11 protein-coding genes are annotated in these 12,642 nt (G+C 53.5%); 5 read left to right on the forward strand and 6 right to left on the reverse strand.

Annotated elements, in window-relative coordinates; translation table 11 throughout:
• Positions 1-2: 2 nt before the first annotated feature.
• Both DTL42_RS12655 and DTL42_RS12660 read right to left on the reverse strand, forming a co-directional pair.
• Positions 3-995: a DUF1559 domain-containing protein gene (locus DTL42_RS12655; protein WP_114369086.1), complete on the reverse strand. Its 993-nt coding sequence runs from the start codon at positions 993-995 to the stop codon at positions 3-5.
• A 259-nt stretch (positions 996-1,254) separates the two neighbouring features.
• A complete protein-coding gene (locus DTL42_RS12660; protein WP_114369087.1) occupies positions 1,255-1,884 on the reverse strand; it encodes a PEGA domain-containing protein in 630 nt (209 codons plus the stop codon).
• 454 nt (positions 1,885-2,338) lie between these two features.
• On the opposite strand from DTL42_RS12660, the gene DTL42_RS12665 reads away from it, so the two are divergent.
• From DTL42_RS12665 to DTL42_RS12675, 3 genes are all read left to right on the forward strand, one after another.
• Positions 2,339-3,619 carry a PP2C family protein-serine/threonine phosphatase gene (locus DTL42_RS12665; protein WP_158545352.1) on the forward strand — a complete coding sequence of 427 codons (1,281 nt, stop codon included), beginning with the start codon at positions 2,339-2,341 and terminating at the stop codon, positions 3,617-3,619.
• A 96-nt stretch (positions 3,620-3,715) separates the two neighbouring features.
• Positions 3,716-4,906 carry an LptF/LptG family permease gene (locus tag DTL42_RS12670; RefSeq protein WP_114369089.1) on the forward strand — a complete coding sequence of 397 codons (1,191 nt, stop codon included), beginning with the start codon at positions 3,716-3,718 and terminating at the stop codon, positions 4,904-4,906.
• 327 nt (positions 4,907-5,233) lie between these two features.
• Positions 5,234-7,222: a HAMP domain-containing methyl-accepting chemotaxis protein gene (locus DTL42_RS12675; RefSeq protein WP_114369090.1), complete on the forward strand. Its 1,989-nt coding sequence runs from the start codon at positions 5,234-5,236 to the stop codon at positions 7,220-7,222.
• Positions 7,223-7,352: 130 nt separating this feature from the next.
• Here DTL42_RS12675 and DTL42_RS12680 read toward each other — a convergent pair whose 3' ends face one another.
• The 4 genes from DTL42_RS12680 to DTL42_RS12695 form a co-directional block, all read right to left on the reverse strand.
• Positions 7,353-7,586 carry a hypothetical protein gene (locus DTL42_RS12680; RefSeq protein WP_114369091.1) on the reverse strand — a complete coding sequence of 78 codons (234 nt, stop codon included), beginning with the start codon at positions 7,584-7,586 and terminating at the stop codon, positions 7,353-7,355.
• Positions 7,587-7,689: 103 nt separating this feature from the next.
• A complete protein-coding gene (locus DTL42_RS12685; RefSeq protein ID WP_114369092.1) occupies positions 7,690-8,703 on the reverse strand; it encodes a sugar phosphate isomerase/epimerase family protein in 1,014 nt (337 codons plus the stop codon).
• A gap of 218 nt (positions 8,704-8,921) precedes the next feature.
• The gene (locus DTL42_RS12690; protein ID WP_114369093.1) at positions 8,922-9,218 is read right to left on the reverse strand and encodes a hypothetical protein; all 297 of its coding nucleotides are present in this window, start codon (positions 9,216-9,218) and stop codon (positions 8,922-8,924) included.
• A gap of 13 nt (positions 9,219-9,231) precedes the next feature.
• Positions 9,232-9,522, reverse strand: a complete 291-nt coding sequence (locus tag DTL42_RS12695) for a DUF4236 domain-containing protein (protein WP_114369094.1) — start codon at positions 9,520-9,522, stop codon at positions 9,232-9,234.
• A 200-nt stretch (positions 9,523-9,722) separates the two neighbouring features.
• Between DTL42_RS12695 and DTL42_RS12700 the strand changes: the two genes are divergently transcribed.
• Positions 9,723-10,994 (forward strand): PQQ-binding-like beta-propeller repeat protein, encoded by a 1,272-nt coding sequence (locus tag DTL42_RS12700; protein ID WP_114369095.1) that lies wholly within the window; start codon positions 9,723-9,725, stop codon positions 10,992-10,994.
• Positions 10,995-11,512: 518 nt separating this feature from the next.
• On the forward strand, positions 11,513-12,613 hold the full coding sequence (locus tag DTL42_RS12705) for an isocitrate/isopropylmalate dehydrogenase family protein (protein WP_114369096.1): 1,101 nt from the start codon (positions 11,513-11,515) through the stop codon (positions 12,611-12,613).
• The last annotated feature ends 29 nt before the right edge of the window (positions 12,614-12,642 follow it).

The following is a 12,642-nucleotide window of genomic DNA, read 5'->3' on the forward strand; positions in this document are numbered from 1 at the left end:
GATTAGAACTCGCCCAGAACGTTGCCATCGTTTCGCTGGCCAAGGTTGTTAACGATCGAGTGCTCGGTCGTCTCCGTAATGAAACGAACACTGGCATCTCCCATGGCAAACATCGCACCGCCTGGATGATGCGAACCGAAAGCGTAGATGCTGACGCCGTTGATCAAATAAAGTTGACTCTTGTAACCGTTGGCCTGGACACCGCGGAGCGTGCTCATCATATGGTAGACACTCGGTGAGCCAGCACTCGAGCTACCGTTGTTCGTCAAGCCAATCCACACCGAGGCACGGTAATCGACTAGTTTGTCATCACGCTTTCGCCCGGTGATCCCGTAAGGCGTTTCGCCAATCATGCAAGTATTCGTCGTTCCGTCGGTGATATCGCGCAGCTTGACCTTGCTGTTCGGACCAAAGAAACCGTTCTCGTAGTTGCCCGGACAACTCCCGGCAACGAAAGTACAATCACCATCATCGCTGTAGGTGGACTGCATGTTACGCGTACCAAAAACTGCTTTGTAGGTTGATATGCCGTGAGCAGGATATGAGGAAGAGCTCGGTAACGATTCATTTAGATTCCCTCCCGGAGCACTCGGACAGCGAAACGCGGGAATGAATGGCTGAGAATATTGCAGAATACTGGCTGCGTCCGAAGCATTCGCCGTGCTCACCGGCAGGTTATCGAAACGGCTGTTTTGCTCCAACTGTGGCAAGATCATCGTTCCCCAGCCCCAGCCCGGTCCGTAACGCGACGAAAGTTTTGGATTGTCGCTTCGATAGAATGCTGCTGGAAAGCAGCGATAGGTGTCGTGATAGTTGTGCAGTGCTAATCCAATTTGCTTCAAATTGTTAGAACACTGCATCCGCCGAGCAGCTTCTCGAGCTTGCTGGACGGCTGGCAACAGCAAAGAGATCAACACGCCAATAATCGCGATGACCACTAGAAGTTCGACAAGGGTAAACCCTCGGGCACGACGAATAAGGCAAGAGGAAGGCATAATCGCTCCATTACGCAGTAATATGAATGAAAGATGGGTCCTTGCGTATGAGTGGGGCTCGACGACTTTTCCATGGCATCTTGTTGAGGTAGTTCCTAGGTTAGCGGTCTAAGCCTAGGAAAAAATGCCTAGATGCGCAAGATAATTAATCGTTTGCGCGGAGCAGAAAAAACTTGACAGGATGCAAAAAGATCACTGCGAAGCAATATGCTAGCTAAAAAGCCTCAGCTTTTCTCAGAGAATGGCAACGACTGCCTTATTAGCTTGCCGGCAGCGGAGGCAACTCATACCCCCCGGAAGGCAAGCTGTTCATGCCAGAAGAAGGCGGATTCGGCAACATCTCGGCTGGAGTCGGCTGAGGTTGATTAAGTTCGTCCCAATAGGGAATGCGTTGCGCTGGTGGCTGGACAACCGCAGAAGGGACATACGATTGTTGCGGCGGGGCAAGTGGCGTGGTGAAGCCAGCTTGCGCGTTGGCCCGCAGTTGCTCGGCCCGGGCACGCAGTTCTTCCTTAGGCACAATACGAAGCGGCACCATCTCGAAGTCGAGATCGCGTTGGTCGCGGATTTCCCAAGGAACGATGTTTTCGGAAATGAAGTCGAGGCCAGGATACTCGTACCAAGGCGTTCTAAACTCATGCAGTTGGACGACCGGCTCGTAGCCATCCTTTTCTAGGCGGATTTCGCGCGTGCCGTAGTAGGTGTAGCCCGTCGCTACCGGAGTGACGCCGATTTCTTGATTGTCGACATACAGCACAGCCCCTGGCGGGTTGGTGCGCACGGTAAAACGTCGCCGGACGCAGCCTGGGCTTGCCAGCAAGATGGCCAACAACGCCAGCACGCTAATGCGATGAAAAACGGTCGATTTTTGTGGGAAAAATGGACCCATGAGCTATCCTGAAACCAGAGGCCGCGAAACTTCGCGTGGGGCGGGATTGTAGCGATCGTGTCGATTTGCCGCCAGATAGTTTTCCTGGGTATAGAAATTAGGCGAAAAGGTAGCCATACCATGCCACTGGCCCAGGATTATATGGGTGATCTTTCGCAGGAAATTCCCCGCAAGACGAGCAAATTTCGGGAACAACGGCGAGTTGTACTTGCTAGCGGCCCGGTTTATTATCGAGGGCTTCCCATAAAATATCGTTTACGCGATGAGGCCCCCTGTGGGGACGCACCGATAATTAAGGGAAGCAGGGAAACTCCGCGAGTCGATATCGCGATCAAGTCGCCGTCGACTTGTCCCTAGGAGCATGAGGATCGAGTAGGTTTCCGCCAGTATGGCCCAGAGCGAAAAGCATGAATGGGCAGGATGTCTTCAGGTCGCCGCATTAAGCGACGTGGGGATGCGACGCTCTAACAATCAAGATCACTACGGCGTGGCGCTTACGCCGTCGTGGGAGGATTGGCAGCGGCGAGGACATTTGTTCATCGTGGCTGATGGGATGGGCGCGCACGCAGCCGGAGAGCTGGCAAGCGAAATCGCGGTCGAACAGATTCGACATCTCTATAAGAAATATATCGACAAGAAACCGGCAATGGCCCTAACGGCGTCCATTGAAGAGGCGAACACGATCATCAATCGCCGAGGTGAGTCGAACGCCGCGTTTCATAAGATGGGCACCACGTGCAGTTGCTTGCTACTGCTACCGCAAGGAGCTGTGCTAGGGCATGTGGGGGATAGCCGCATCTATCGTTTGCGGCGCGGCAAGCTAGAGCAGCTCACCTTCGATCACAGCATGGCCTGGGAAATCAAAGCGGCCACGCAAGGCAAAGAGTATTCCGAGGAAGTCTACGCCGCGATCCCCAAAAATGTGATCACCCGTTCTTTGGGGCCTTCGCCAGAAGTAGAAGTCGATTTGGAAGGGGCTTTCCCGCTAGAAGTCGGAGACACGTTCCTGATGTGCAGCGACGGGGCTTCTGGCCCGGTCAGCGATGAGGAAATCGCCCTGATCCTGCATTCCCTGGAACCGACCAAAGCAGCGCAAATAATCATTGATTTGGCCAACCTAAGAGGAGGGCCAGACAATATTACGGTGATCGTGGTGAAGGTGACCGGTGAGAAGCTCGCCAACGATCCTTGCAAAAACGACCCTCTCATCAACGAAGAAGACCTTCCTCCGCCGCCAGTGGAGCGGGTCATGCGTCCCATTCCGCGGGCACTGTGGATTGGGTTGCTGTTGATACTGTTAGCGAGCGGGTTAGCCTATTACCTGCATCAACCGCTTATTACGCTGGGCGGAGTGTTGATCACCATCTTCTCTCTGATCTTCGCTTTGGTTTACCGCTTTACCGGCGAATTGGTCCAGCTACCGGTCAAAAAGAAATTTCGTTTTGGCAAAGGGCCTTACTCCGAGACCCCCTGCCATGCTGACTCGAAGGTGGCCCTGAATTTGAAGATTCTATACGACGAACTCAGTGAAGCCGCCGAAACGAATAAGTGGACGATCGACTGGGAAGCGATCCATCAGATTGGTAGTCATGCCGACACCGAAATGAAAAAGGGAGACTACTACCAAGCCTCGCGTCATTATCTGCTGGGAGTAGGTTCGTTGATGGCACAAATACGCGGGCAGAACGGGGCCAAAAACCCCTTGGAAGAAGATTCCCGCCCCGATATTAGCTGAACGACGTTCCCTCAGATTCACGTTGCTGCTACAGTATCAGCCGATTCTTTTCTCGGCACGGTGCTGAGATCGGGTCGAAATGGATTTCGATCGCGAATGGGCATTCTGCAACGCTATATCGTCGAAGAGCTACTGAAAGTTTTCTTTCTGTCGCTGTTCGTCCTGACTTCGCTTCTGCTGTTCGTGGGACTCGGTCAGCAGGCACTCAAGGAAGGTCTGGGCTTTCTCGCCCTGATCAAGGCCGTTCCCTATCTACTGCCGAACGCTCTCCGTTTTGCTGTGCCGGGAACGATGTTGTTCGCGGTGTGCAATGTTTACGGTCGCGTGAGTGCTAGCAACGAACTAAACGCCCTCAAAGCCGCCGGCATCAGCCCTATGACGTTGATCATGCCGGGTTTGGTTATCGCGTTTATCTTCTCGGTCACGTGTGTCTGGCTGAACGATATCGCCGTTAGTTGGGGCCATCGCGGCTTGCGGCATGTGGTGATGCAATCGGTCGACGACATTGTTTACAGCGTGCTGAAAACGAAGAAATCGTTTCACAACGACAAATTCTCGATCTTGGTGCGCGACGTCGAAGGCGACCTACTCATCCGCCCAGAGATTTCGATCGTCAAATCAGGTGAACAAGGGATCGTGACAATCTCGGCCAGAACGGCCAAGCTCGAATCCGATCCAGAACATAACCAGGTTCTCATAACGCTGACCGATAGCCGGATTCGTTCGACGGGGCCAGAAGGAAAAGTATTCGAGCACCCTGGTGAGTTCACCACCTCGATTCCTCTGGTCGACCCCACCGCCGTCGAAGGAATTCGCGACGCGGCGCATCAGCCAATGCGCAAGATTCCCATGTGGAGTGGGAAGATGAAAACCTACCATCGCCAAGTAGCCCAAGTGCTGGCCGCCAAAGGAGCTGCCTGCTTGGTGACCGGCCAAGTCCCCCACGAGGATGATCCGACTTGGTCCTACTGGATAAAAGAAAAGAATTGGTCTGCGTCCCAGATTAACCGCCTGAAAACGGAACCTCACCGCCGTTGGGCCAATGGTTTTAGTTGCTTTTGCTTCGCCCTACTTGGCATTCCCCTGGCCATTCGACAACGCAATGCCGACTTCGTGTCGAGCTTCTTCGCTGCATTCGTGCCGGTGCTGTTGGTCTATTACCCGCTTATGGCCCTGGGGGTCGACCGCGCTAAAGATGGCGATTGGCCAGCGGTGGCTGTTTGGCTGGGTAATTTAACCCTCTTAGTCGCCGGTGGCTGGCTGCTGCTGCGTACCTTGCGACATTGATACGACACAACATCTTGTGATCTGGCGAATCGCCAAATATCGCAGCAGGAAGGTATTTCTGCCCCAAGTCGCCCACGATGACAACAGGCCCAAAACACATCATCTGCATAGACTCTGTACCTGATGTACTAATTATGCGGGTGTGGTTCTCCGCAATATAGCTTGAAACTCACACTCTCTACAGAGGGATTGTCAAGTTTATCCTACTTAACCCTAGTTACGCACTGCGAAGTGCTTTCAAGCATTCTTGGAATTGAAATCTTGGTTCCTGCGGCCAATGAGTAACGACGGTGATCCAAGATAAACGTTCAAGCGGGGAAGAACAAAATGTTGAGTCGTCTTAGTATCTTGCAAAAAACCGTGGCAGGTTTCGCAATTATCTTGTTGCTAATGGCAATTTCGACGGGCGTGGCGTGGTACGGAATTAGTGATGCCTCCTCTGGATTTCGTCGCTATCGAAGCTTGGCCCGTGACTCTAATTTCTGTTCTGACATTACAGACCGGATCATGCAGATGCGGTTGCTCGCCAAAAACTTCGACATTTCCGGCAACCCGAAGTTTGTCGCCGAGTTCGCCAACAAAAGAGAAGAAATCGATGCCTTCATAGCCCAAGCGGATCAACGTATTTCTGCACCGGAACTGAAGGAGATCTTAGACGAGATACGCAACGCGGCGAATGAATATTACCAGGCATTCTCTCAGATCGTCGAGTATCGGCGCATTCGAGACGCGAAACGTAGTGAGGTTCTTGATCAAGAGGGCCCCAAAATGGTCCAGCAGTTGAAGTCTATTATTACTTCCGCTCAAGCCGATCAAGATGTCGTTGCCGCAAGTCTGGCTGGCGTCGCGTTAAACGATTTGATGAACGCTCGCTTGAATGTGTTTAAGTTGATTACCTCGAAAGATCCCCAATTCGATACAGCAACCCATCGCGCAATCGACGAATTATCCGCGAACCTAAACACGCTTGACTCTGAGCTACAAAACCCCGAACGCCGGAAATTGCTGGCCAACCTAAGCGAAGAAAGCCAAGTCTACCAAAAAGCCTACAGCGAAATGGCAGCGGCCTTGACGCAGGAACGCGAGTTGGTGCAACAAAGGTTGGATGTGTTTGGGCCTCAAGTCGCGAATCTGGCTGGCACGCTCAATGGCAAAATCACCGCCGAGCAAGACAACCTCGGACCGATCGTGGAAGCGTCGAACCAAACCACGCTTATTTCTGTGGCGGTGGTCAGCTTCGGAGCAATTGTGCTGGGCTTGGCGATTTCGGTGTTGCAAAGCCGTTCGATCGTGCTACCCATTCGTCGCGTGATGACCATTCTGGGGGCGATCTCAGAGGGGGATCTCCGCCAGCGATTAGAAATTACGAGCCAGGATGAAGTTGGAAAAATGTCCGGATCGGTGAATCACATGGTCGAGAACTTGCAGAACGCCATGCAGGCCCTGGCCCGAAACAGTGAAGCAATCTCGCAATCGGCTCAAGATATGACATTAACCGCTGAAAGCATGGCGACCGTCTCTAGCGAAACGAAGTCGCAATCGACATCCGCTGCAGCCGCTACCGAGGAACTTTCGATCAACATGCGAAAGCTCTCGGAGAACGCCATGAACATGTCGGCCAACATGGAGACCGTTTCCAGTGCGGTGGAAGAGATGTCAATCAGCATCAGCCAGATTGCCAACAGCATGGACCAAGTTAGCCACATCGCGACAGAAGCGCACGACTTGTCCGACTCAGGAAGGAGCCTATTGAATGAGCTTAACTCGGCAGCCAACGAGATTGGTGATGTGGTGATCCTGATTCAAGACATTGCTGAACAGACCAATTTACTGGCTTTGAATGCGACCATCGAAGCGGCCCGGGCAGGCGAAGCGGGAAAAGGATTTGCGGTCGTGGCCAGCGAAGTCAAAGAACTTGCCCGCCAAACCGGAGACGCCACAGAGGATATCGAAAACCGAGTACTTCGTATTCAATCTGCTTCTACGGAATCGATCCAGTCGAATGAATCAATTCGGGAAGTTGTCGAGAGATTAAATAAGATTTCCCAAGATGTTGCCGCTGCGGTTGAAGAGCAATCGGCGACCACTCAAGAGATTGCCCGTAGCGTTGCCTTAGCAAATTCTGCTGCCCAAAACGTTTCCAGCTCGGTCAGCGAGTCCGCTACGGCAGGGGAAGAAATCGCCCGTTCCGTGACTTCGGTCGATGGAGGGGCCCTCCGCGTTTCGCAGGGAGCCAGCGAGACCCAATCGCATAGCGGAGCGCTCACTGGCATCTCTTGCGAACTGCAAACACTCGTCGGACAATTTCAAGTCTAACCGCCTAAGGGTGTTTGCCAAGAAGTTGGCAGGTTAAAGCCAAAGCAGCGAGAAGATGCCCGCTGCTTTGTTGTCACCGCAGGGGAACTGCTATAGGGCTCCCCTTTGATCTTGGTAGCTCCCCTCGCTATCAATCGTTCGCCGGACGGCCACAAAAAGGGCACTTACTGGCCAAGATCGGATCGAATGGTTCGTCTTCGTCGTCGCTGCGGAACGCTTCGGTTTGGCGGAAGCCGCAATCAGGGCACTTGTGCTCCCACGAGTGGATTTCCAGTTCATCGTTCTGGAAATGATTGTGCTGGCAAGTCAGCAGATCCGACTTGCACTTGGGACAGCCACCGATGGTAATTCTTTCGCGGGACATGACATTTCAGTTATGCGTGGGCCAATCAAGCAAAAAGGCAGGCCATCCCAAGGAACAAACCTGCCTTAATATTAGACATTTCCGCTTTGCGAGTTATTGCATATCAAAACCCGCGAGCGGCGATGATGTCGTCGTAGTCGCGGAGGTGGTAGCCGACGCCAGCGAAATCGAGAACACGACAGAAGCCACGCAATGCCACGCCGAATCCATCTGGTCCGCTGAAGCCACCAAATTGTCCGCCACCTTTGACGTGCGGTTCCAGGTCGCAGAAGACGCCAGGGATGCCACGCTTCTTCAGCTTCTTTTCTAGCTTTGGAATCGAGGATGCGAAGTCACGCATGATTCGTTCGTAAGCACTATCGCCCAAGTCGGCTGGCACAAAGTTCTTCAGGGCGTCTTCGTCGATGTGCCCCTTTTCACCGACCGGCTTGGTGATCTTGTAATCCTTAACGTGCATCCAGCCCATGCCTGGCTTCATGGCCATGTACTGATCGTACACTTCGTCAGGCGTGTAGCCTTGGCAGACCAGGTTGCCGGCATCGAAGATCAGCATCATGGCCGGGTGATTCACCTTCTTGTGAATCTCGGCCAGAATGTCGCCATTTTGGCCGATCAGGTTCGCTTCGACTTCCAAGCCAAAGGTTAGATCGCTCCGGTGACAGGCCTCAGCAATTTGCCCCAATTGATCAACCGCCTGCGAGATGTGCTCGCGCGGGTCGGTTCCTTTAGGATGATAGAAAGAGAAGCCACGGATTAGCTTCGTTTCAAACGCATGGGCCAGCTCACAGGCTTTGTTAACATCTTTAGCTAGGTACTTATCAAACGGGACGAAACGGTTCTTGGTACCGTCTTCGATATCCAACAGCTTGACCTTGCCGATCGGCGAACCGAGCGACGAGACGTTCAAGCCATATTCCCCTTCGAGCGTCCGAATCTTGTTAATTTCGGCCTTGGTTAGCTCCATCACGTTTTTAATGCCGTTGCCGACATCGATGAAACGGATGCTGTAATATTCCAGCCCCAGCGCGGCAAATGCACTGAACTGCTGTTCGGCGGTTTTCTGATTCGCAGATTCATCCGCAAAACCGGTCAAAATCACTTGGGGCGTCGAGGTCATCTCGCTGGTCCAGCTAAAGTCGCGTAAAAAATCTCTATAAAGTTATATTCCCTGAGCGGGAAGTCGTATTGTGAATGCCTCGCCTGGGGATCGCAAGTGCCCAGAGGGAAGACGAACCACGCATGATACCGTTATCGCTGCCAAGGCTTGCTTCGCCTCAAGCGAATCGGCTGATGGTTCTTATCCGCGATATCCGTAGGAAAAGCCCTTCCTCTCTGCTACTCGTCTGACTCGCTCGAGAACGTTCCAACTAGCTCTCCTTGGGTGACGGTGAACGAGAGGTTGGCGTCTTTGAAGCTGGCGGCGGGGACTAGTTGTTCGTCGATTTGTTCCAGCAACTCACGAATACCTGCTTCGTTGTCGACTTTCTCGGCAACGAGGAACAAATTGCCGGCTACGGTACCGTTGGCCAGAAAGTGGAGATCGATCATTCCCAGTTCCTGGTCGACGTCGTCGTGCAGCAGGAAACGCTCCGAACTGGCGGTGCGAAAGATACGAATAAACTTAGCCTTCATCAATGATTGCCTTTTACCAGAACGATTCTTTTTTCTTCAGTTTTTTGGCCGGTTTCTTCTTCGGCTCAGCTTCTTCCGTTTTGTCTTCGCCGCCGAACCACGAGTTCCACAGCCCTGAGAGCGATTTGGTCGATTTGTAGTACCGAGCCCCAGTACCAGGCACACCGGCTGAAACGTACTTTCGTCCAGTGGAATTCATCCCGGCTCGCAGCCCCTTCACGCCGAACGAAAAGCCCACGCCAGACTTGCTCAAGTTCACCCGCAACGGGCCGAATGTGTACGATTTGCGAAACGAAAATCCCATATCGAATCTCTCCCAACACACGGAAAGCCCGAACCATGCCACCTTGCCTCAGCATAGCCCGAGCGAGGGTCGCTCACAACAATGCCGCAGTCCCAGTCTCGGCTTGGTAGTTTTGACTCTTTCTGGCAAAGTCTATAATCCGGAGAACACCCATCTTCGGTTCGCCAAAAAACACTACCCGCCCATAAAGGATTTGGTCGATGCATCGTAACTTTGGAACTCTCTTGGCTGTCGTCACTCTGCTCGGAGTGACAGCCGCTGTGCAAGCCGCCGACTGGCCTCGTTTTCGTGGGCCTAGCCAAGCCGGGATCGCCCAGGTCGAAAACGTTCCGACCGAATGGGACGACGAAAAGAACATCGTATGGAAGACCGACATGCCAGGCCCTGGGGCATCGAGCCCGGTGATCTTCGGCGATCGAATCTACGTGACCTGTTACAGCGGTTACGGCCTCAGTGAAGAAAACCCAGGCGACAAAAAGAATCTGAAACGCCACTTGGTCTGCCTCGACCAGAAAAGCGGCGAGATCATCTGGGACGAAGCCCTCCCGGCCAACGTCGAGCACGAGAGTGATTTCTCTGGCTTCGTGGCCCTGCATGGCTATGCTTCCAGCACGCCAATCGTTGACGACACCGGCGTTTATGTTTACTACGGCACCACCGGCGCTGCGGCTTACGATTTAGATGGTCGGCACCGCTGGACGGTAAACCTCGGCGACAAGATCCACGCGTTCGGCACAGCCAACTCGCCGGTGCTGTTCAAGGACTTGGTAATCTTGAACGCTGGCGTCGAAGGAGATGCGATTGTCGGCCTCAATAAAAAGACCGGCAAGGAAGTGTGGCGGCATCAAGGTGTAAACCGTTCATGGAACACGCCGATCCTAATCGAAGCGAACGGCCGCCCGGAGTTGATCTACAGCGAACAAGGTTTCGTCCGTGCCTTGGACCCTGCCACCGGTAAAGAGCTGTGGCACTGCACTGGGATCGACGACTACATCTGCCCTAGCGTGATTCCGGTAGGGGAACTGGTCGTGGCGATCGGAGCCCGTAAGAATTCGGCGATTGCCATCAAACCAGGCGGCAGCGGCGACGTGACCGAAACCAACGTTGTATGGGAACTCGACAAAGGCTCGAACGTTTCCTCCCCCACTTATCACGAAGGCTACCTTTACTGGGCCAGCGAAAGCAAAGGGGTGGCCTACTGTGCCGATGCCAAGACCGGCGAACTGATCTATCAAGAACGGATGGAGCCCCGCCCTGGCCTGATTTACGCTTCACCCGTGGTAGCTGACGGCAAGCTGTACTACGTCACCCGGGAAGAAGGAACCTATGTCCTAGCCGCCGCCCCATCGTACGAGTTGATCGCCATCAACAAGTTTGAATTCGACGACTCAATCGCCAACGGCAGCCCCGCCGTGGTGAACAATAAGATTTACCTGCGAACGAACAAGTCGCTGTACTGCATCGGCCAGTAAAGCGGACGCAGCAACGTATTTGAAAACCTGGAAGACCAATGACTGGTGAATTGCCGGTCGTTGGTCTTGCTTTTTAGGCGTTCAGGGTTTCAATCCTAGCAGCTTGTTGATTTTCTGCTTCGTGAGCGAGTGATTGAAATTGGTGCGAGTGTAAGGCGTCAATCCGCAGGCATATCCACGAGATATGTCGAGGAATTCACACTGCCACGATCGGCACCATCTCAATAACGCAGCCGATCTGAAAAATTCAACAGGCTATTAAGCTTCGAGTCAAGCGGGCAGGCCCCAATAGGCATATTTCTGATCAATGCCCTTCCACAGATAGTCGCCGATCCGTTTGCATTGCTGCCGGAAACAACGATTCGGTAAGTTTCCTCGGTCAGTTCTCTAGGCGGTAAACCACGGCGCCAGGTTTACCGGGGGGTTTTCGTCTGCTAACTTGGGCTCTTTGCTAGGCGTTATTTCGCCAATGTTAGCTAGTCCACCAAGATTCTCCCCCCTGCTGCCAGGAAAACCTCATGGCCTACGACGTAACCCTCATCACCGGCGACGGTACTGGTCCTGAATTGGCGGAAGCCGCCCGTAAGTGTGTCGATGCGACTGGTGTTGCCATCAACTGGGATGTCCAAGAAGCGGGCATCGACGTCATGGAACGAACCGGAACGCCGATTCCTGATTCGACCATCGATAGCGTTCGCCGCACTCGCTGCGCCTTGAAGGCCCCAATCACCACCCCCGTAGGAACTGGTTTTCGCAGCATCAATGTTTACTTGCGGCAGGAACTGGGCTTATACGCCTGTGTTCGCCCTTGCAAGTACTACCCCGGCGTTCGCAGCTACTTCAGCGAAGTCGGTGTCGACATTGTTATTGTCCGTGAAAACACCGAAGACCTGTACGCTGGCGTCGAATTCGAGAAGGGCAAGCCGGAAACGGAAAAGCTGATCGAGTTCATCAACAACCTGCCATCCGATCGCAAGATTAAAACCGGCTTCGAGGAAACCGGCGTTTCGATTAAGCCGATCAGCGTGAGCGGGACTGAACGGATTGTTCGCTGTGCGTTTGACTACGCCCAGAAGAACGGTCGCAAAAAGGTGACGGCGGTTCACAAAGCGAACATCATGAAGTACTCGGACGGTTTGTACCTGGCCACGGCCACGGAAATCGCCAAGGACTACCCAGATATCGAATTCGAAGAACGTATCGTCGACAACATGTGCATGCAGTTGGTTCAAAAGCCAGAACTGTACGACGTGATCGTTCTGCCGAACCTGTACGGCGATATCCTGAGCGACTTGGGTGCTGGCCTGGTCGGTGGCTTGGGTGTTGCCCCAGGTGCCAACATCGGTCCGGAAGGGGCCGTGTTTGAAGCCACCCACGGTTCGGCTCCGAAGTACAAAGGCCTGAACAAGGTCAACCCAACCGCATTGATCTTGTCTGGCATGCTGATGTTACAGCACATGGGCGAAGTCGATGCTTCCAAACGTTTGGAACAAGCCGTGGCCGACGTGATCAAAGAAGGCAAGGACGTCACGTACGACCTGAAGCCACACCGCGACGACCCAACGGCCGTTGGCACGCAAGAAATGGCCGATGCCATTTGTGCCAAGCTGAGAGGTTAACCTAAGCTGGAAAGCTGAAATCAACCAAG

The sequence above is a fragment of the Bremerella cremea genome (assembly GCF_003335505.1).
In the GTDB taxonomy this organism is placed as follows: Bacteria; Planctomycetota; Planctomycetia; order Pirellulales; family Pirellulaceae; genus Bremerella; species Bremerella cremea_A.

Bases quoted from the DNA above. Each gene is read 5' to 3' on its own strand.
- DTL42_RS12655 (WP_114369086.1), bottom strand. From the start codon at position 995: ATGCCTTCCTCTTGCCTTATTCGTCGTGCCCGAGGGTTTACCCTTGTC.
- DTL42_RS12670 (WP_114369089.1), top strand. From the start codon at position 3,716: ATGGGCATTCTGCAACGCTATATCGTCGAAGAGCTACTGAAAGTTTTC.
- DTL42_RS12690 (WP_114369093.1), bottom strand. From the start codon at position 9,218: ATGAAGGCTAAGTTTATTCGTATCTTTCGCACCGCCAGTTCGGAGCGT.
- DTL42_RS12705 (WP_114369096.1), top strand. From the start codon at position 11,513: ATGGCCTACGACGTAACCCTCATCACCGGCGACGGTACTGGTCCTGAA.
- DTL42_RS12695 (WP_114369094.1), bottom strand. From the start codon at position 9,522: ATGGGATTTTCGTTTCGCAAATCGTACACATTCGGCCCGTTGCGGGTG.
- DTL42_RS12700 (WP_114369095.1), top strand. From the start codon at position 9,723: ATGCATCGTAACTTTGGAACTCTCTTGGCTGTCGTCACTCTGCTCGGA.
- DTL42_RS12660 (WP_114369087.1), bottom strand. From the start codon at position 1,884: ATGGGTCCATTTTTCCCACAAAAATCGACCGTTTTTCATCGCATTAGC.
- DTL42_RS12685 (WP_114369092.1), bottom strand. From the start codon at position 8,703: ATGACCTCGACGCCCCAAGTGATTTTGACCGGTTTTGCGGATGAATCT.
- DTL42_RS12675 (WP_114369090.1), top strand. From the start codon at position 5,234: ATGTTGAGTCGTCTTAGTATCTTGCAAAAAACCGTGGCAGGTTTCGCA.
- DTL42_RS12680 (WP_114369091.1), bottom strand. From the start codon at position 7,586: ATGTCCCGCGAAAGAATTACCATCGGTGGCTGTCCCAAGTGCAAGTCG.
- DTL42_RS12665 (WP_158545352.1), top strand. From the start codon at position 2,339: ATGCGACGCTCTAACAATCAAGATCACTACGGCGTGGCGCTTACGCCG.